The organism is Allobosea sp. NPDC055332 (genome assembly GCF_053645455.1).
In genome coordinates, this window is record NZ_JBSHMO010000002.1 from 1,459,887 (window position 1) to 1,478,573 (window position 18,687).

Sequence of the window (18,687 nt, forward strand, 5' to 3'; positions counted from 1 at the left end):
GCCCTGCCCTGCTCCTCTAACGATAGAGCGCCGCCCCCGCGCCGCTCATCCGCGCCTTGATCTCGCGCGTCACGGCCTGTGCGTCGATCGTGTTGGCCATGATCGTCGGGCGGATGATCACGAGGAGCTCCGTCCGGTTCCGCTCCAGCGCCGCATTCGAGGTGAAGGCGGCGCCGAGCACCGGGATGTCCTTCAGGAAGGGCACGCCGCTCTTGCCGGTCTCGCGCCGGCTGGAGATCAGGCCGCCGAGCGCGATCTCGGTGCCGCTCTGGACTGCGACCTGGCTGTTGATCTTGCGCTGGCGGATCGTCGGTGAATCGATCGAGGAGGTCGTGGTGCGCACGACGTCGCTGACCTCCTGCGAGATGTCGAGCACGACGGTGCCGCTCGCATTCACCCGCGGCGTCACCGCCAGGATGATGCCGGTATCCTTGAGCTCGATATTGTTGACCACCGGCGCATCGGGGTTCGTCACGCCCTGGGCGGAGCGCGTCGCGATCGGCACCTGATCGCCGACCTTGAGATTGGCGGTCTGGTTGTCGAGGACGGTCACGGCCGGCGAGGAGATGACTTCGAGATCGGTGATCTGCTCGAGCGCGCTGACCACCACCTTGGCGTTGGGAATCTGCCATGTGTAGTTGAAGCCGGGGAAGGTCTCCCCCGTCGAGCCGCTATTGCTGTCGGTCAGGATCGCGCGATGGTTCCCGCTCTCGAAATACCAGCGCACGCCGTGCCGGAGCGCATCGTTCAGGCGCACCTCGGCGATGGTCGCCTCGATCAGCACTTGCGTCAGCACGACGTCGAGCCGCCGGATCGCGGCTTCGACGCGCCGGAATTCGTCCGGCTTGGCCATGACGACGATCGAGTTGGTCGCCGCATCCGCCCGGATCTGGACGTCCTGACGGCCGGTATCCGCCTGCGCACCCATGGGGCCCTGCGCAGCGGCCGGAATTTCGGCTTCAGGCAATTGCATCGCGGCGGGCTGGACCGTGGCTGCTGCGCCCGCGGCTGATGCCGAAGAGCCCGCAGAGTTTGTCGAAGCCGAAGTCGGCGTCAGCTTCGGCGCCACCGCAGCGCCACCCTGTTGTCCACCCGACGAGAACATGCCGCCGAGGACCTGGGCGATCTCGGTCGCGCGGCGATGCTGCACGGGATAGACGAACATGCGGCGCCCGTCGCTGCGGTCCGGCTGGTCGAGCCGCCGGACCCAGGCCCGGGCCCGGTTGAGTCCTTCGATGTTGCGGCTGATCACCAGCACCGCATTCATGCGCTGGATCGGCAGAACCTTGACCGAGGAGCCGAAGGCCTGGCCCATCTCGCTGGCGACCGCGGTCGCGCTGCCGTCCTTCAGCGGCAGCAGCACCAGCGACTGGCCCTGCATCTCGTCGACATCGAGCGAGCCCAGCACCTGCTCGACCGCATCGACATCGGCGGGCGAGCCGGCAACCACCAAGTTGCGGCCCTGGACGCCGATGCTGGAACCGGCGCTGAGGAAGGGCTGCAGCGCGGCGCGCGCCTGCTCGCCATTGATGTGGCGCAGCGGCAACGTGCGCACGCCCTCCGAGCGAGAGCCCTGCCCCGCCCCCTCGCGCCCGCTGGCACGGCTGACCCGGAAGATGTCACCATCCTGCAGCAGCACGGCGCCGTTCGCCTGCAGGGCGTTCTTGACCAGGGTCAGGGCTGCGCTGCGCGAGACCGGCTTGGCGGTGCGGATCGTCACCTTGCCGGTGACCTGCGGGTCGATCACCGCCGTCACCTTCAGGATCTCGTCGAAGACGACGCGCACGAACTCCTGGGTATCGGCGTTGACGAAGTTGAGCGTGACGTCCGGCCCTTCCAGCACCGCCTCGGCCGAGCGCCCGCGCGGATTGCGCACAGTGCCGGTGCTCTGGGCAAGATCGGAGTAGCCGGCGCGGCGATCGAGACTGCGGCCGCCATCGGCGACGACGCTGAGATCGCCGCGCTGCGGCAGGCCGGCGGTGACATCACCGCCGCGATCCCCGAGCAGGCCGAAGCCGGTGCCGGCGGAGTCGGGCTTGCGAGCGCTGTCGCCCGCGCAAGCCGACATCATGCTCGCCGCAAGACAGATTGCGACGCTGTGCCTCGACCGCCTCAACTCACGCCACCCAGAAAGCCAGAATTGCAACCTGAAGGGACTGTCGGCGACCTCGCTGATCGGAACAAGGCGGCTTAGGGAGTTATCCGCAGGGAAGAGCTACAGGCCGTTAGCGTCGGCGCAGGCCGATGCTGGTGGCATTGCCATTGGCGTTGTAGGCGATCACATGAGAGCCGGCCGCCGCCGCATGCGGGCGCACAGCATCAGGCTGTTGCGCTGGATCTGTATGGCCCGCCCCTGCCGTCGCGGTGATTTTATGGGCGTCGTAGCTGATCGTCCGGATGCGCGCGCTATCCCCGGCATTGGTTCCATTTTGGGCAGCCGAGCGCGTCACCAAAAGCTGGCGGCACCACTGCAACATGGCGCCCCAGCGCTACTCGCTCGACTACAGCCGTCATCCCCGAGGCTCTTGTGACCGCCATTGTCACGCAGGGGGCCGCAGCCCAAACCGACCGCGCTCCGGGGCAGGCGCCGGGCGCCGCCATCCAATGACAATTGAGCTGGATCTTCCGACGGGCTGCAAGCTTCAGTAATTTTAAATAGTTATTTTGTAGAAATCTATTATAAGAAGATGTTACATTTCTCCGTCCCCACTAAAAGAAGCTTTTCCCGCTAATTCCCTTTCTACCACATTCCTCAGATCGCGTGCAAGCTTAGGGATAAGTCTCCACGTTCCGTCAATCTCCACCTCATCGATAGAGATATGACCATTTAATTCCTCTTTTCTAAATCTACTACCATACAACTCCTTCATAATTTTGAATAACTCAATATATTCTTCACTATTCTTTGATTTAGGCGCCAGTTCATCCCAATCAATATGAGGCGCATCGAAAATATCCTCGAAAGTCTCTTCTATCGAAAATCCTTTAATAAACCAATCTGTATACAACTTAGATTCATCTGAAATATCAGATAGCGCGTCGATAAGCTCTTCGGCAGGAGTTTTATGTAAATCGCTCATTGCCCGAACGCCTTGTTAAAATTAAACTCTCTCGCATCAATATGCGATTCAAAAGACTGCCTGTCAGCGGGCGCCCCATTAACATCACGAAAGCTTCCTTTATTGTGAGCTTTCACATTGTCCCGCTGCTGCCCAGGCGCAGCCCTTGGATCGGTGGAAGCACGAGAAGTACGAACATGTCGATCGGGGTTCATGGGATCGGTGTATTGAACTCCAGTTTTAGTTTCTTTGCTCTTCCAATTGGAAGGGATACCTAGCCTCTCTCGATCCAATGGATCCTCGGGATCCGGTGGCGCAGCTTCGGGCTTTTGCCCTGCAGTTGCGGTAGTTTGCTTATTTCCCTCCTCCTCGACCTTTTCGGCGTTGAGGACCTGCTCTCCAACTGTCACTGCCCGGCCGGCGGTGGCGGCTGCTCGCGCGGCAGCGGCGGCCGCAGTCCTGGCTGCCTGCTTGCCAGCGAAGTGCGCGGCGATGCGCGCGCCTACCACTACGCCGACAACCACGGCGGGAGCGATGGAGTACTCGGCCGACGGGGCGCCTGCACCAGCCAGCGCTGCTGATGTTCCATCTCGCTCGCTGCTGCGCCCAGCGGTGCTTCTTCCTCCGCCATCATTATCATTGCTTGAATCGCGGTTGCCGCCATCCTGCCCCTCGGACTGATGCCCGGACGGATCGCTCTTGTTAACCGGATCATTCTCCGAATAGCTGTAGCGGTTGGTACCAACCCCTGGCTGCCAGGGGTCGAACCAGTCCGGCGAGATGAAGCGCGCCAGCAGCGGCTCGTAATAGCGGGCGTTGAGGTAGATCAGCCCGGTCTCGTCGTCGCGGGTCTCGCCGATATAGCCCTTGGTTTCGTTGTCGTTGGCGCCAGGCCCGGTCGGCGCGCCCGCGAGATCGCCGAAGGCCTGGTAGTGCTGGCGCTTGCTGTAATTGCCGGTCGGTCCGGTGGTGACCCGGACCGAGGCGAGATGGTCACGGTGCAGCCAGGCGCTGACCGTGCCGACCCGGCGCGCATCGGCATGGACATGCTTGCGCCAGGCTCCGGCGACCGGCGCGCCCGCAGTCGTGCCGTCAGCCAGCGGCACCTCGAGATCGGCGCCGAGATAGAGCATGGTGCGCAAGGCAGCGCCCGCCCCGCTCGTCTTCTTCAAGCGCCGCCCGTCCGGGCCATAGATCAATTGCGTCGTGGCGCCGTTGACCGTGATGGTGACCGGGCGGTTCTCGCCGTCATAGGTGAAGACCCGCGACAGCCCCGGCCTGGTGATGCTGGTGGCATTGCCGTTGGCATCATAGGCGATCGCATGAGTGCCCGCCGCGGTCGCCGCGTGCGGGCGAACCGCGCCCGCTCCTTGCGCCGGATAGGTGTAGCTGCCGACGCCGGTCATGCTGGTGATGTTGTGAGCGGCGTCGTAGGCGATCGTCCGGCTGAGCGCGCTGCTCTCGGCATTGGTCGCCTGCTTCAGACGATCGAGCTCGTCATAAGCGTAGGTCCAGCTCTCCTCGGGGTGGCCATCCACCGCCACCGTCAGGATGCGCCCGATTATGTCACGGGTGTAAACCACCTCCATCAGCGAGCCGATAGTGGTGAAGTGCTTGATCTCGGCGAGCCAGCCCTTCATGCCGGCATAGGTGTTCAACGTCGTCACGCCATTGGCGTAGACGGCACGCTCGACCTGGCCCTTGGCGTTGTAGGTGATCGAGTTGATCAAGCCGGGGATCGAGGTGAGCTGGCCGGCCGCGTCATAGGTATAGGTGACGCCGAACCGCATGGTGCGGTTGAGCAGTCCGTCCCCCACCCGGTCATTGTCCGGATAGTATTTGGTGAAAAGCCGGCCGAGCACGTCGCGCACGAACACGGTCGCATGCGCCCGCCCGTCGACAGTCTGGGTGCGTTTCGCCTCCAGCCCGTTCTTGTCCCAGTTGACGGCGAAGCTAGCCGCCGCATTGGTCTGCGTCGTCAGCTTGCCGATATTGTAGGAGCCCGGCCGGACCTCGTCATAGACCATCGTCGTGGTCTCGGCTCCGGCCGTGCCATAACGCGTCACCTTGCTGGTCGGGCGGTTGATCCCATCATAGGTGAGGCGCGTCACCTGGCCGAGCGCATCAGTCTGCGTCAGCAGGTTGCCGGCCTTGTCATGGCTGAAGAGCCAGGTGCCGTGATTGGGATCGGCGGCGACGGTGCGGCGGGAAAGCTGATCGTATTGGTAGTTGAATTGGTTGCCTGCCGGGTCGGTCACGCGCTTGACGCGATCGAGACCATCCCAGAGGCGGGTGACCCGCGAGGGGGCGCCTGAGAGGAAACGCTCCTCGGCGCCGATGCGCTCGAAGGCATCGCTGTGGACGCTGCTGGTGCGGCCGAGCTCGTCGACCGTCGTCACCTTGCTGAAGCGCAAGGGCGACGAATCATAGCTTCGCGTCACCGTCGAGGGGCCGGAGCCGAGCGGCGTCGGGATCGCGGCATTGTAGACCAGAATCTCGCGATCGAGCAGGTCGTAATAATGGGTCGTATAGTAGACCGAGCTGCCCGTCGTGTCCCAATTGGCGAAGTAGGGATCATAAACCACCGCCGGCGATCCCCGGCGGTTATAGACGACGTTCTCGCTGTTGATCTGCTGCGACGCGTCCTTGCCATTGCTGGCGACGAAGCGCACCCGCCCGAAGCCGTCGAGATAGGTCTTGGCGAAGGCCTCGTTGACCTCATCCTTGGCGTTTCCGCGTTCCCAGATGTGCTGCAGGGTTGGAGACCCCAAGCTGACATAGGAGAACGCCTTCCAGCGCCCGCTCGGCTCGGTCACCTGGGCCGGCCGGCAGAGCGTGTCATAGGTGTAGGTCGTCTTGAGGTTGTTGAGGTCGGTCGTGCTCGACGGCGCACCGCAGCGGTGGTCCCAGACCGTGCTGATGCTCTGGTTCAGCGGATTGGTCCGTGTCACCGGCCGCAGCTTATAGGCCGTGTCGAAAGCGAAGGTCGTCAGCTTGTTGTTCGGATCGGTCTCGCCGGTGCGATTGCCATAGGCATCGTAGGTGAAGAAGGTGTCGGCGCCGTTCGAGGCGTCGAGCATCTGGATGATCCGGCTCGGCGTCGCCCGATCCGGGGTCGAAACATAGCTCGGCCCGTAGAGCGTGTAGCTGTCCGCCAGCAATCCGCTGGTATCCGAGACGCGACGCCGATAGGGCTTGTCGACGATATAGGCGCTGGTGTTGTGCGAATAGTCAGTCGCAACGACGCGCTCGTCGCCGCTCACATCGGCATCGCCGTACTCGCTGAGCACCGTGACGTTCTTGAAGATGTCGAAGGCCCGGATCGTCAGCTTGCGGCGCGTGCCGCTGACGAAATACTCGATCTGCTCGCTCTGGGTGTTCAGCGATGTGTAGGGCGCCGCCGTCGGATTGACGGTGTAGTACTCGCGCCGCTCGCGGTAGAGGCCACCCGCCGTGTCGCGGTGTCTGAGGGTCTCGATCAGGCCGGCCGAAGCGCGATCCTGACGGAAGACATATTCGCGGACCGGACAGGCGCTGTCGCCGTCGTTACAGGGCAGTGTCGCGGTGACATAGCGGAAGCCGAGGAAGCGCCGCTCCGGCACATCCCAGAAGCCGCCGCCATAACTGAAGGCGGTCGTCGCCACCGAATGGGCGGCCGCGCCGAGGCCGTCATTGGTGGTGACCGACGTCACCACCTGCAGAACCGACGGCAAATAGCTGTTCGAGTAGGCCGTGGAGAGCCCGTAGCTGATGCTGGTCTGTGCCCCGAAGCTGCCCGCAACCCCCGTCATGAGATCGGCGGCCGCGCCTTGGACCAGATAGATCGGCCCGGTGATTTGATGCTGCCCGCTTCCAAACAGGAGTGCCGTGGCCCGGACCACGTCGGTCTTGCCGTCGCCATTGACGTCGGCAAGCTGTGCCGGCCCGGTGAACGGCGTGGCATAGTCGACGAAGCTGTTGTTGCCGCGTGACAGCAGCACCCGGCTTGGCAGAAACGGGACCTCGCTCGAAGCCACCAGATCGGCGCGCCCGTCGCCATCGATATCGCCGACCTGGATGCTGACGGCGGTGCCGTAGAGATCGGGCAGGAAGCCGGTCCAGTCCTGCTCGATGAAGCCGTTGCCGGTCGAGACCAGGACCACGATCTTCACCATCCAGGCGCTTCCGGTGAAAACCGCCTCCGGACGGGCGATGTCGGCTTTGCCGTCACCGTTGAAATCGCCGACATGCAACCCTTTATCGGGGATGTAGAACGAGGAGGTGCTCGACGTGACCGGCGAGGTGGCGAAGCTGCTGCCGGTCGACAGGAGCAATGTGACAGAGCCACCGACGAACTGGGCGACATCGGTCTTGCCGTCGCCGTTGAAATCGCCAAGGCGCGTCAAATAGCTCCCGCCCGACATGCCTCCTTGTGTGTAATGCGGGATGCCGCCGAAGCCTGTGGCTTGGGTCCAGCCGCTCGCGGCGAGATAGACCACTCCGTTGACCAGAAGATCGGCCTTGCCGTCCCCGTCGAAGTCGCCAACGGCGATCGGCTGAGGCCCGCCTCCCGCGGGAGGCGCCGTTATCATGCTGAGGGTGGGCAGTGTGGAGCCGCCACCACCACAAGGAAACGAACATCCGCCTCCCAGCCCAATGGTCTGGGCGAGCACCTGGCCCAACCGATAGCTGTAGATCATGGCGTGCACGACGGGCTGAGGATAAGGATCATTATCCCCGCCCGAGGGAACCATGGTGGTGTAGCGCGCGATGCCGAGGATATCGACGGCACCATCGCCATCGAAATCACCACTCAGCCATTGCATGTCGGCATTGCAAGGTACCATCAGTACCGGAGTGGAGGCGCTATAAGCGGCGAACCCCGTACCGTTCGACGCGGACAATTTGGCCGACATCGGGGTGGGAGCGAAAATGCCGTCGTAGCCGCACACGGATGGGCCCAACGCGGCCTGCGAGCCGTCGGCGACCACGACATCGGTCTTGCTATCGCCGTTGAAGTCCCCCGTCAGCGTCGATACGGCAGCCGTGTTTGGGCCAAGGCCGCCACCGGGACTGCCGCCGCCAGGAGCGGTGCCGCCGGCATCCGCGATCGCGAACGACACATCGCTGTAGGCGAAGCTCGTCGCCGGTAGTGCTGTGCCACCGGTCACCTCATTGCTCGCGCCGAGCGTGGCGTCATGGCCGAACTCGCGCACCGAAGCCAGCCGCGACAGCTGCGTCGACGCGCTCTCTGCGTGATTCAGCTGATAGGCGCGCTGGCGCTGGTCGCCGCTCCAGACATCGATGGTGCGCAGCCGATAAAACGCGGTCGAAACCGTCGCCCCGCTGGCGGAAGTGATCCACTGCTGGGTCGGCCGCTGGTCGTAGTAGAAGTAGATTGCACCGCCGCCAGCGCTTGAATCCTGGTTGCGGTAGGTGATCGAGGTGACGATGCAATAGCTTAGTGAGTGGCAGTAATAACGGTAGTCCAGCTTGTTGTTATAAGTGTCATAGACAGCGGAGAGCAGATAGCGGGTGTAGTAGGTGAGATAGCCTCCGGTCGGATCCGTGACATCACCGGGCCCTTGCGTGCCCGAGACCGACAAGGCCGGATCGATCACCGCGCGATACTGGTAGCGCGTGCCGTCGCGGGCCGTCACCTCCCAGGTGTTGCTCGCCGTATCGAGTTTGATCCGCTGATAGTTCTCGACACGGGTCGCGTGCGTGCCACCGCTGGCGCAGCCCGCCGCACCGCTCGAGCCGGCGCAAGCGACCAGTTCCTCGCCATCAAGTGTGAAGGTGTCGCTGCCATCGAAGCGCGGCGCGCCGCGGCCCGCTGTGACCCGCAGGATCTCCGACAGGCCACCCAGCGACCAGCCGACACCGATCTCGCCCGGATTCGAGCCGCCGGCCCGCAGGCCGCGGTTCGAATCATAAGCCAGCCTCAGCTTCGGCTCGAGCCCGCGGAAGGCTGGCACCTTGATCGGCAGGCTATAGGTGTAGCTGCCATTGTAGGCTGCATCCGGCGGGCGCACCGTTTTGGGATCCGTCGCGCCGTCCGGCGTGGCATTGCCGGTCTGCGTTCCACCGCCGCCGCTCGTCGATTGCACGGAATTGGCGCTGGCTTCGGTGGAGAGCGCTTTGGCAGCCCCCGCCTCCCCGGCCTTGCGTTGCCCGGCATCGGCAGAGCGGGCTTCCGAGGCTGGCGCGGCAAGCGCCTCAACGCGAGCGGGCGGCGTCTGGCCAGCGAACGGATCCGCCTTCCAGTCGGCGGGCGGCTTCGCCTCCGCCGTATAGCCGGCTTGCGGGGCTGCACCCGAACGCGTCTGAAGCTCGGCCGCTGGCGGTGGCGGCAAGACAACCTGAGGGAGAGCGGGCGCGCCTTGCGCATAGGCCTGGGCGATCGGCGTGACCGCAATCGCGAAACTCAAACCGCTGACGACAACGCCATAAGCAATATCTTTGAACATAACCCTGCCGCGCGCCAATTTAGCCATGACACCGCCTCGCAACGTCTCGTAATCAATTTTCTGAAGATATCGCTCGCCAGAGCATTGCTAGCCTTGAAAGCCAGAGCCGCACGCCATGCTCTTTCAATGCAGTCAAAACTCAAGATACATCAGCTCACGCATGATGTTTCTGCGAGCGTGTAAAGCGCTCGCACTTGATTCGCTGCAATTCAGAAAGATGTAACGGCCGCTAAGGCCTGGCGATTCGCGCCCGTTCCTAGTCCGGGTGATCGATTGATTCGGGCAATGACTGCGCGATGCTGCATGGAGAGCAATAGGCAATCCGGCTCATCCAATCCCCCAAGCGCATAATTCTGCCTCAAAGCCTCAACTCGCGGTTGAGGTGCTGCATCGAACTGTGATTGAATGCGCCTGTCAAGCTCAACCGCTGCGATCACGGCACGGGCCGAGCTGGCCGCCCGATTGGGTGCCCAAAAAGCTACAGTCAGATGCAGGGGATAAAGTCGCCATGACCACGTCCGGCGAGAACACAAGCTCGGCCCAGTCCTCACCTGACGGGCTCCTGGCGATTTCGCGCCTGCCGTCGGGGCAGCAGAATACGCCGAGCGGCCTGCTGCTTCAGCCTGGCGGAACGGGTCAGGTCAGCAGCTACTCGATCGTTTTTGATGTGTATGTGCCGGCAAGCAGCGCGCAGAGCGGCCAATTCTCATTCTTCCAGGCCAACTCGCAGAACAATGACGATGCCGAGATTTCCGGACAGGTCAGCGGTGACCGCTACGGGGTCGGCACCGGCGGCGAACATTACGGTTTCGCACAGCTCGATGCCTGGAACCGCATTGGCGTCACCGTCCAGACGAATGCCGATGGCACCGTAACGGTAATGACCTACATCAACGGCGACCTGGCCGCTGAGCAGATCGTTCCCAGCACAGAAGCAGCGAAGTTCGTCATCGACAGGGCTGCGGGGTTTTTCATTTTCACGGACAATGACGGCGAGGACTCCCCCGGCTACGCCAGCAATGTCCTATTCGTTGAAACTGTCCTGAGCAGTGAGACCATGGCCGCGCTCGGCGGCACGCAGGCAAACGGCATCCTCCCTGACGCCGTGATAGACGATTACCTGCAGTTCAATGCGACGGAGTTTCGCTTTGATGCGAACTCACTGACGCCGGCCTTCGGCCAAGGCAGCCTGAGCGGCCAAGGAATCACGCCCCAGACCACGACAGCGAGCCAAGCCGGCATTCCTGATGCCAGTGTCGTGCCGGTCGACAACGCGCCGACCACGGCAGCTGATACCGGCTCGGTCAACGAGAATCAGAGCGCCGTTTTTGACCTTCTTGCCAATGACAGCGATCCCAACAGCAGCGCGCTGACCTTGGTCGGCTTCAGTGTCACTGGCGTCAACGGCTTCAACCTCGGCAATGACCAGGCTGAAGCTGCCTTCACGATCGTCAACAACAAGCTCGTTGCCAATCCCGGCTCGGCCTTTGCCGCGCTCGAGGATGGCCAGAGCGCCCGCGTCCTGATCAGCTATGTCGTCCGCAATGCCCAGGGTGAGGAAGCGGTCGGCACCGCGGTTGTCACGGTCAACGGCTACTCGCTCTATCGCCGGCTTACCGGCACTTCGGGCAACGACATCCTCGTTGGCACCAGCGGCAAGGATTGGGTCGAGGCCGGAGCCGGCAACGACCAGGTCACCGCCGGCGACGACGATGACATCGTCGAAGGCGGCGCAGGCGATGACGTTCTCGATGGCGGCGCCGGAGCTGACATACTGAAGGGCGGAGCAGGCAATGACCGCCTGATCGGCGGGACCGGCGTCAACACGCTCAACGGTGGCGATGGCGTCGACACTGCGGTGTTTTCGGGCAATCGCGTTCACTACGAAGTCACGTTCAAAAGTGCGGCCGACGAATTCAACCTCCTCGACAGGCGCAGCACCTTGGCCGATCGGGCTGAGCTGACGGCTGTCGAAAAGCTCGAGTTTGCCGATCAAACCGTGACGTCCCAGGACCTCAGCGGCTATCTCAACATTCACCGGACCTACACTGGTCCGGCCGATACCAGCGCAGGGGCGAAGACGGTGCTCCGCTGGAATACTGCGGGCAGTGGCGTTGAGGTGGAGATCAAGAGCACCAACAGCTCGGGGTACCAGACTAGCGGCACTACCATCCATGCCAACGGCAGCAAGACCATCCAGCTCTGGGATCGCGCGAATACACAGAACTGGTCGACCTATATAGACCGCCTCGATGCGCAGAACCGTCGGTATAGCCAGGAAGGCACCTATGACGCAGGCGGCAAATGGCTGACCTCCTGGGATGTCGCCAATTCCTATAATTGGTCGACCTATACAGACTATTATAATGCCAATAATATTCGCTATCAGCAGAATGGCGACTATGACGATAATCGTAAATGGTATACCTATTGGGACGCAACAAATACAAACACATATTCGACTTTTACGGACTATTACGATGCCGCTGGCCGCCGCACGAGTCAGGACGGTTACTATGATAATGGCGGGCGCTGGATTTATACGTGGGACCAGGCAGGTAGTTATAATTGGTGGGAGGTGTTGGACATTTACAACGCGGCTGGTCAGCGCACGAACCAGAATGGCACTTACGACAATGGTATTAAATGGTATTATACATGGGATGTCTCTGGATCATATTCATGGTCTCAAATTCTTGAACTATACGACGCCTATGGCCGCCACACTAGCAGCCATGTGAACAATGACGACGGAACTAAATATGATTATTTTTTAGACGCTGCCAATGCAGATTCATGGAGTTCTTATTATAATTATTATAACACCTATGGAAGCATCTATCAAAAGCTGACTTATTTTGATAGCGGCGACCGCATGGAGGAAAATTGGGATCCGCAGAATCAATACTTCTGGGAATATAGCTATTGGTATTATAATTCGGCTGGATATCTCATAAACGCATATGCAATCCTGGATGGTGGTGGCGTCTCTTATGGTGTCGGCCCGGTTGCCCTGGATCTCAACGGCGACGGCGTCGATTTGATCGCGTTCGGCCAATCGACTGCGGGGTTCGATTGGGATGGCGATGGTACGCGTCAGCAAACTGCCTGGGTCGGGCCGCAGGACGGCTTCTTGGCTATCGACCTCGCTGCTGACGGCAGCGCCGGGCCTGACGGCGTCATCGATCAGCGGAAGGAACTTGCCTTCACCGATTGGGCAGCCGGCACCAAGAGCGATCTGGAAGGGTTGCGGATCGCCTTCGACAGCAATGGCGACGGCGTGCTCGACAATCGCGATGCGCGCTGGAGCGAGTTCCGAATCTGGCAGGACCTCAATCAAGACGGAAAAACCGACGCCGGCGAGCTGAAAACCCTCGACGAATGGGGGATTTCCTCGATCTCGTTGACCGGCGACCGCGGCGACACCTCTATTCGGTCGGACGGTTCACATGTCAGCGGAACGATCGACTACACGCGGGACGACGGCACGTCAGGCAAGGGCGGCGACGTCTCATTGACGATCGAAGTCTCCGATATGGTTGGTGGTGCTGGTGACGATATCTTGACCGGTGGACGCGGCGATAATCGCCTCACCGGCGGCAGTGGCAGCGACGTCTTCGTCTTCGCCTCCGGCTTCGGCAAGGACACGATTACCGACTTCGTCGCCGGCTCCGGCGCGACCGACGTGATCCAGATCGACGATGCGGTGTTCGCCGATCTGTCGGCGGTGCTGGCGGCGGCGACGCAGGTGGGAGCCGATACGGTGATCACCTATGACGCCAACAACATGATCACCCTGAAGAACGTCACCAAGGCCAATCTCCACGCCGATGATTTCCAGTTCGTCTGAGGCTGATCAACCGATGGCTAGCGGGCTTGAATCCCGCTAGCCTGACTTCACCTTTCATATGCGTGAGCTTCTGCGTTGAGCCGTCCCGTTTCGCCTTTTGTGCTGCGCGACATCCAAGACAAGAGCACCGAGCCGATTGAGCGTTGCATCGCCGTTGAGGACCAGATGAAGCGGATCGAGATCCGCAGCCTCAGCTCGAGCTTCGTCGGCCAGCTCGCCATCAAACGAACAGCGGCGTGATCACGCCGTTGATCGTGTGATGCTGATCGTGCTGGCAGAGGCCAGTCTACGGGTTGAAACGCGGATCAACCCGCCCGATATCGAGCTTCCTGCGCTTCCCACGCCGCCGGAAGCGCAATGCCTTTGGCGAGATCCGAAGCCGTGATTGGCAGCTTGAGCACACCGGCTACGCAGCCTTCGATTAGATGTGGCTTCAGGAGCGCCAACGGGAGCAGCTGCGCCACATAGCGCTCGCTAACTTGTTCGCGCTCGGCGATCTCGCGCATGGACGCAGCGCGGCCACTGACGAGCTCGTCGTACCAAGTCGCCGCACGCGCGAGCGCTTTGACGATTGCCTTATCCAGCGCCGCGCTCGTCGTGTGCGGCAGCCAGGCGGTGGCGCCCGTCAGTTCCTCGATGCTAGCGCCTTCCGTGCGCTTCAGCAGCGCGATCACCCCGGCGAGCTTGGTCCCGGACCGCGGCGCTCGCCGCCAGCTATATTTGACCTATAATAATGATTTTATTGGCATTTTTGCCAAACGCCGGTTATTAACCCCAATGATCGCCCAACGGTGAGCTTGGTGTTCGCACAAGCTCCAGCCAGATCAACTGCCAAGAATGTGCCGTTGCACGTAGGGGTTAGCATCTGCCTCGCGCCGATAACTGACTATGGCAACGTGCCCGGAAGCTGACATTCCTGGAGCTTTTCCTCATCCTTACTGCTTTTGCGCGCCCAGCCAGCGAAGGAACGCAGTCGCCATCCGGCTCGGCCTGCGGACCACGGCGGCATAGCTTCCCACTGGCGCGCGGATAGCCGGGCAAAGCCAGAGCAATCTGCCTTGCGCCAGCATCGGCTCGACGAAAGCAGCGTTGGCCTGCGCGACACCAAGGCCGGACAGGCAGGCATCGATTGCAGCCTCGTCTGTATCGAAGGCCATGCAGCCGCCCGCCGGGCGGAAGTCCGTGCCGGCTGCATCGCACCAGCGGTGCCAGGCCCAGCCGTCGATGGTGTCGAGCAGGATCGGCAATTTCAGGACGGCCTCTGCGGAGACCGGCGTTTCGCCCGGTGTGAGCAGCCCGGGCGAGCAGACCGGAATCGTCTCATCGACCAGAAAGACCTGCCCGCCCTCCTCGGCCCTCTCACCCCGGCTGTATCGGATGTCGATATCCGCATCCCCCTTCGCTGAATGGATCGAGCGGATATGGAGATCGACCTCGGGATCGCTCTGGCGAAAGCTCTCGATCCGCGGGATCAGCCAGCGCTGGGTCATCGTGATCGGCGCCTGGATCGTCAGCCTCTGCCGACCAGCGGCAAGCTCCTGAATGCCGGTTCGGACCTGCGCAAGCGCCTTGTCGACATGGCCGAGGAAGGCGCGGCCTGCTTCGGTCAGCTCGATCGCATTATGCCGGCGGCGGAACAGCTCGACGCCCAGTGCCTGCTCCAGCGCCTTGACCTGCCGGCTCGCCGCCCCTGGCGTTACGTGCAGTTCCTCGGCTGCTAGCGTCAGGCTGCCACGCCGCGCCGCCGCCTCGAACACGACGAGCGCATTGAGCGAAGGAAATCTGAACTGCCCGGCGTGAGTTTTCTGCATGCAGGATTGATATCGTTTCGATTGCACGGCCGCGTGGCCTCGTCACTCTTGAAGGAATGCAAAATTCCGCGATCCGGGCAATCCGAGCTGCCGGATGCCAAGCGGATACGGGCGATATCGCGCCAACAGGAGTGCCTCCGATGACGGTCCGGCCGATCTCGTCTGAACCCGCCAACCTGATGGAAAAGATCGACCGGATCGACCTGCGCATTCTTTCGGAGCTGCAGAAGGCTGGGCGTATCACCAACTACAAGCTCTCCGAGCTCGTCGGCATCTCCGCAAGCCCATGCCATAAGCGGGTCAAGCGGCTCGAACGTATGGGCCTGATCAGCGGCTACCGTGCCAGGATCGCCTGGGCGCGACTCTACCCGAACGTCAAGATCTTCGCCTTCGTCACCCTGAAGAACCACGGCGCCTCCGATTTCCAGATCTTCGAGCGCCATATCCGGTCCAACCCGCTGGTGACCGGCTGCTTCGGTCTCTGCGGCAGCTATGACTACATGCTGCGCTTCGATTGCATCGACCTGATCGCCTATGAGGCGGCGAGCAGCGCGCTGCTCGCCGGTGACGTGCCGCTCGCGCGCTTCGACAGCTTTGTCGTGCTGCGCGAGATCAAGGACGAGCAGCCGGCTCCGGCCGAGATCAATCCGCCCCTGCGCCGCGCCGCCTGACACGCCAATATCAGGCCGCCGCTGTTGCGCGCTCGAAGCGATAGGGGTCGAAAGCCTCGATCTGTGTCGCGGTGCGGCCGGCGAGCGCCAGCTCGCAGACCACGGCACCGGTTCCCGGCCCGAGCTGAAAACCGTGCCCAGAGAAGCCGAAGGCGTGGATCAGGTTGGGAACGGTCCGGCTCAATCCGAGATAGGGCATCGAATCCGATGTCTTGCCCTCGATGCCCGACCAGGTCCGCAAGATCGATCGCCCCCGCAGCAACGGCACGACATCCATCGCGATGCGAGCGGCGTCGAAAGCGTTCTGCGGCAGGAACTGGGCCCGGCCGGTCTCGAGATCGGCGCGCCCGGGCCCGCGGCCGAACAGGACATTCCCGCGCTTGACCTGGCGAACATAGAAGTAGCGGCCGGCAACCGGGTAGTCGACGGTCGACGTGATCCGGCGCGCGAAGGGCTCGCTCACCACCATCTGCGGCGCCATTACGTCCAGCGTGAACTGTTCGCCAAGCTGAGCTGCGATCCGGCCGGCCCAGGCGCCGGCGGCGTTGACCAGGATTCGCGCCTCGACGAGCAAGCCATCGCCCGCCTCGATCCTGAAGCGGCTACCGCTGTGAACGACGTGGCGCACCGGACATTGCTCACGGATGTCGGCGCCGAGCTTGCGCGCCGCCAAGGCGAAATTCGGCGCGGCGAGGCGCGGATTGGCCGCGCCGTCGGCGGCGACGAAACAGGCACCGATGACCCGCCGACCGATCCATGGGAAGCGCTCGGCGACGGCATTGCCGCCGATGAGCTCGCACTCCAGCCCGTAGCCGCGGGCCATGTTCGCCCAGCCCTCGACCGTTGCCATATGCTCGCGCCGGTCGCAGATCTCGACATGGCCGGTGAACTCGACCTCGCAGTCGTCGCCGACCAGCGCCTCGATCTGCCGCCATTCGCGGCTGGCGCGCAGGCTCAGCGGCAGCTCGCCTTCGGCCCGGCCATTTGTCCGCAAGCCGCCGAAATTGACTCCGCTGGCCTGGGAGCCGACGGCTCCGCGCTCCAGCAGCACCACGCGAGCGCCGCGGCGGGCCAGATAATAGGCGGCGCAGACACCGGAAATGCCGCCGCCGACGATCGCCACATCGGTCTCGATCCGCTCCGTCATCGCACCGGTTCCACTTCGTCGGTCGTCATCCAGTCGTGGATCGCCGGAGCAGCCCGGTCGGCCGCGGCGGCATAGGGCAGCGGCTTGACCGGCGCCTGGCCGCGCAGGCGCCCGACCGTATCGAGCGGGCGATTTGAGGTCGCAGCGAGCAACTCGGCGAGGATTGCGCCGCAGACCCGGCCCTGGCAGCGGCCCATGCCGGGACGGGCCAGCGCCTTGAGCCGGTTGATCTCCCGGGGGGCATGCCGGCGGATCGTGGCCCGGACATCGCCGAAGGTGACGTTTTCGCAGCGGCATAGAATGGTCTCGTCCGGCTGCTCGGCGATCCAGCCGGCCGGATAGGCGAAAGCGCGGTCGAGCCCGGTCCGGAAGGCAGCCAGCCGTGACAGTTCCTTGCCGATCTGCTTGAGACGCAACCGGTCGACGGCCTGGCCAAGATCCGCCAGCAAGGCGAGCGCCGCTCGCTCGCCGGCGAGTTCGGCGACATCGGCCCCGCCGATCGCGACCCCGTCTCCGGCGACATAGACGCGCTCGGCCGCGCGGCCTTCGCCGTCATGGGCCAGCAGCCATTGCCGCTTGGCCGGATCGAAGACGGTATGGCCGCCGGCGAGCTCGGCGAGTTGAAGCTCGGGATTGAGACCAAAGCCGAGGCCGACCGCGTCACAGGCCAGCTCGCCTTCCTTGCCTGTCGCATCGCGGAAACGCAGGCCGGCGACGGCTGCTTCTCCGTCGATCGCGAGCGGGCGCGCGCCTTCATGGATCGGCACCCCACGCTGCGTCAGATAGCGCCGGTAGACCAGTCCTCGCAGTAGCAGGCGTGGAGCCAAGGCGAGCCGCGGCAATGCCCGTGCCTTGTCGGCAAAGCGAGCCGAATCGAGGACGGCGACGACGTTGGCGCCCGCCTTGGCGTATTGGTAGGCGACGAGGTAGAGCAGCGGCCCTGTGCCGACGAAGACGACGGCCCGGCCGATCGCACAGCATTGATGCTTGAGCGCGATCTGGGCGCCACCCAGGGTGAAGACGCCGGGCAGGGTCCAGCCAGGGATCGGCAGGATGCGGTCCATCGCGCCGGTGGCGAGGATCAGCCGGTCGAAAGGCAGGACCTCGATGCCGCCGGGACCATATGTGTAGATCTGGCGATCGAGAATATTCCAGACCGCGGTTTCGGCCTTCAGCGCGATACGGTCCGCAAGTGCATCGAAGGCGGCGTGCAACCGCCGTGCCTTGTCGCTGTCATCGCCATAAAGCGTCCTGGCATCGCGGCTGAATCCGGATGGCTGGCGGCGGTAGATCTGGCCGCCGCTGGTCGGGGCTTCGCTGATGACCGTGACGTCGCTGCAGCCGGCCCGGCAGAGCGTCTCGGCCGCACGCGTCCCGGCCGGGCCGTTGCCGATGATGACGATCTTCTCCCCGGTCGTCATGGGCGCTCCTGGGTCAGGACCCGCTGGCCGGCCTGGACATAGGTGGTGCAAGCCCGGCGACGCTCCCCGCCTTCGAGCGAGACCCAGCAGTCCTGGCAGGCGCCCATATTGCAGAAGCCGGCGCGTGGCCCGTCACCGAACTCGGAAACGCGCAGCTGTCGGCCGTGCAGCAGCAGCGCGGTCAGCACCGTGTCGCCTGCGAGGCATGACACCGCCTCTCCGTCGATGTGAATGAGGACGGGCGCGCGGCTCGTCTCACCCAATCGCACGAATTGTCCC

General features: G+C 63.2%; 11 protein-coding genes and 1 pseudogene. 3 read left to right on the forward strand and 9 right to left on the reverse strand.

Annotated elements, in window-relative coordinates; genetic code table 11:
* Positions 1-16: 16 nt before the first annotated feature.
* The 4 genes from gspD to ACWIGM_RS15635 form a co-directional block, all read right to left on the reverse strand.
* Entirely contained in the window at positions 17-2,068 is a 2,052-nt protein-coding gene (gspD, locus tag ACWIGM_RS15620) for a type II secretion system secretin GspD (RefSeq protein ID WP_454026825.1), read from the reverse strand.
* Positions 2,069-2,225: 157 nt separating this feature from the next.
* Positions 2,226-2,477, reverse strand: a complete 252-nt coding sequence (locus ACWIGM_RS15625) for a hypothetical protein (RefSeq protein ID WP_454026826.1) — start codon at positions 2,475-2,477, stop codon at positions 2,226-2,228.
* A gap of 213 nt (positions 2,478-2,690) precedes the next feature.
* Positions 2,691-3,080: a hypothetical protein gene (locus ACWIGM_RS15630; protein WP_454026827.1), complete on the reverse strand. Its 390-nt coding sequence runs from the start codon at positions 3,078-3,080 to the stop codon at positions 2,691-2,693.
* Positions 3,077-9,508, reverse strand: coding sequence for an FG-GAP-like repeat-containing protein (locus tag ACWIGM_RS15635; protein WP_454026828.1), 6,432 nt, complete (start codon positions 9,506-9,508; stop codon positions 3,077-3,079). Before ACWIGM_RS15635 ends, ACWIGM_RS15630 begins: the two co-directional genes overlap by 4 nt.
* A 508-nt stretch (positions 9,509-10,016) precedes the next feature.
* On the opposite strand from ACWIGM_RS15635, the gene ACWIGM_RS15640 reads away from it, so the two are divergent.
* Both ACWIGM_RS15640 and ACWIGM_RS15645 read left to right on the forward strand, forming a co-directional pair.
* Complete coding sequence (locus ACWIGM_RS15640) at positions 10,017-13,358, forward strand: calcium-binding protein (protein ID WP_454026829.1); 3,342 nt, start codon at positions 10,017-10,019, stop codon at positions 13,356-13,358.
* 75 nt (positions 13,359-13,433) lie between these two features.
* On the forward strand, positions 13,434-13,598 hold the full coding sequence (locus tag ACWIGM_RS15645; RefSeq protein ID WP_454026830.1) for a hypothetical protein: 165 nt from the start codon (positions 13,434-13,436) through the stop codon (positions 13,596-13,598).
* 65 nt (positions 13,599-13,663) lie between these two features.
* Here the strand turns inward: ACWIGM_RS15645 and ACWIGM_RS15650 are convergent.
* Positions 13,664-14,050 (reverse strand): annotated as a pseudogene (locus tag ACWIGM_RS15650) (DUF3489 domain-containing protein); the annotation flags it as partial.
* Between the two features lie 243 nt (positions 14,051-14,293).
* Positions 14,294-15,169 carry a LysR substrate-binding domain-containing protein gene (locus ACWIGM_RS15655; RefSeq protein ID WP_454026831.1) on the reverse strand — a complete coding sequence of 292 codons (876 nt, stop codon included), beginning with the start codon at positions 15,167-15,169 and terminating at the stop codon, positions 14,294-14,296.
* A gap of 140 nt (positions 15,170-15,309) precedes the next feature.
* Here ACWIGM_RS15655 and ACWIGM_RS15660 point away from each other — a divergent pair, with 140 nt between their 5' ends.
* Positions 15,310-15,840, forward strand: coding sequence for an Lrp/AsnC family transcriptional regulator (locus ACWIGM_RS15660; RefSeq protein WP_454026832.1), 531 nt, complete (start codon positions 15,310-15,312; stop codon positions 15,838-15,840).
* 10 nt (positions 15,841-15,850) lie between these two features.
* Here ACWIGM_RS15660 and ACWIGM_RS15665 read toward each other — a convergent pair whose 3' ends face one another.
* Genes ACWIGM_RS15665 through ACWIGM_RS15675 form a run of 3 tightly spaced genes read right to left on the reverse strand, consistent with a single transcriptional unit; the run spans position 15,851 to position 18,677 of the window.
* Complete coding sequence (locus ACWIGM_RS15665; RefSeq protein WP_454026833.1) at positions 15,851-16,987, reverse strand: NAD(P)/FAD-dependent oxidoreductase; 1,137 nt, start codon at positions 16,985-16,987, stop codon at positions 15,851-15,853.
* Positions 16,984-18,408, reverse strand: a complete 1,425-nt coding sequence (locus tag ACWIGM_RS15670; RefSeq protein ID WP_454026834.1) for an FAD-dependent oxidoreductase — start codon at positions 18,406-18,408, stop codon at positions 16,984-16,986. The genes ACWIGM_RS15665 and ACWIGM_RS15670 overlap by 4 nt, the downstream gene beginning before the upstream one ends.
* Positions 18,405-18,677 (reverse strand): (2Fe-2S)-binding protein, encoded by a 273-nt coding sequence (locus ACWIGM_RS15675; RefSeq protein WP_454027014.1) that lies wholly within the window; start codon positions 18,675-18,677, stop codon positions 18,405-18,407. Before ACWIGM_RS15675 ends, ACWIGM_RS15670 begins: the two co-directional genes overlap by 4 nt.
* Between the last annotated feature and the right edge of the window lie 10 nt (positions 18,678-18,687).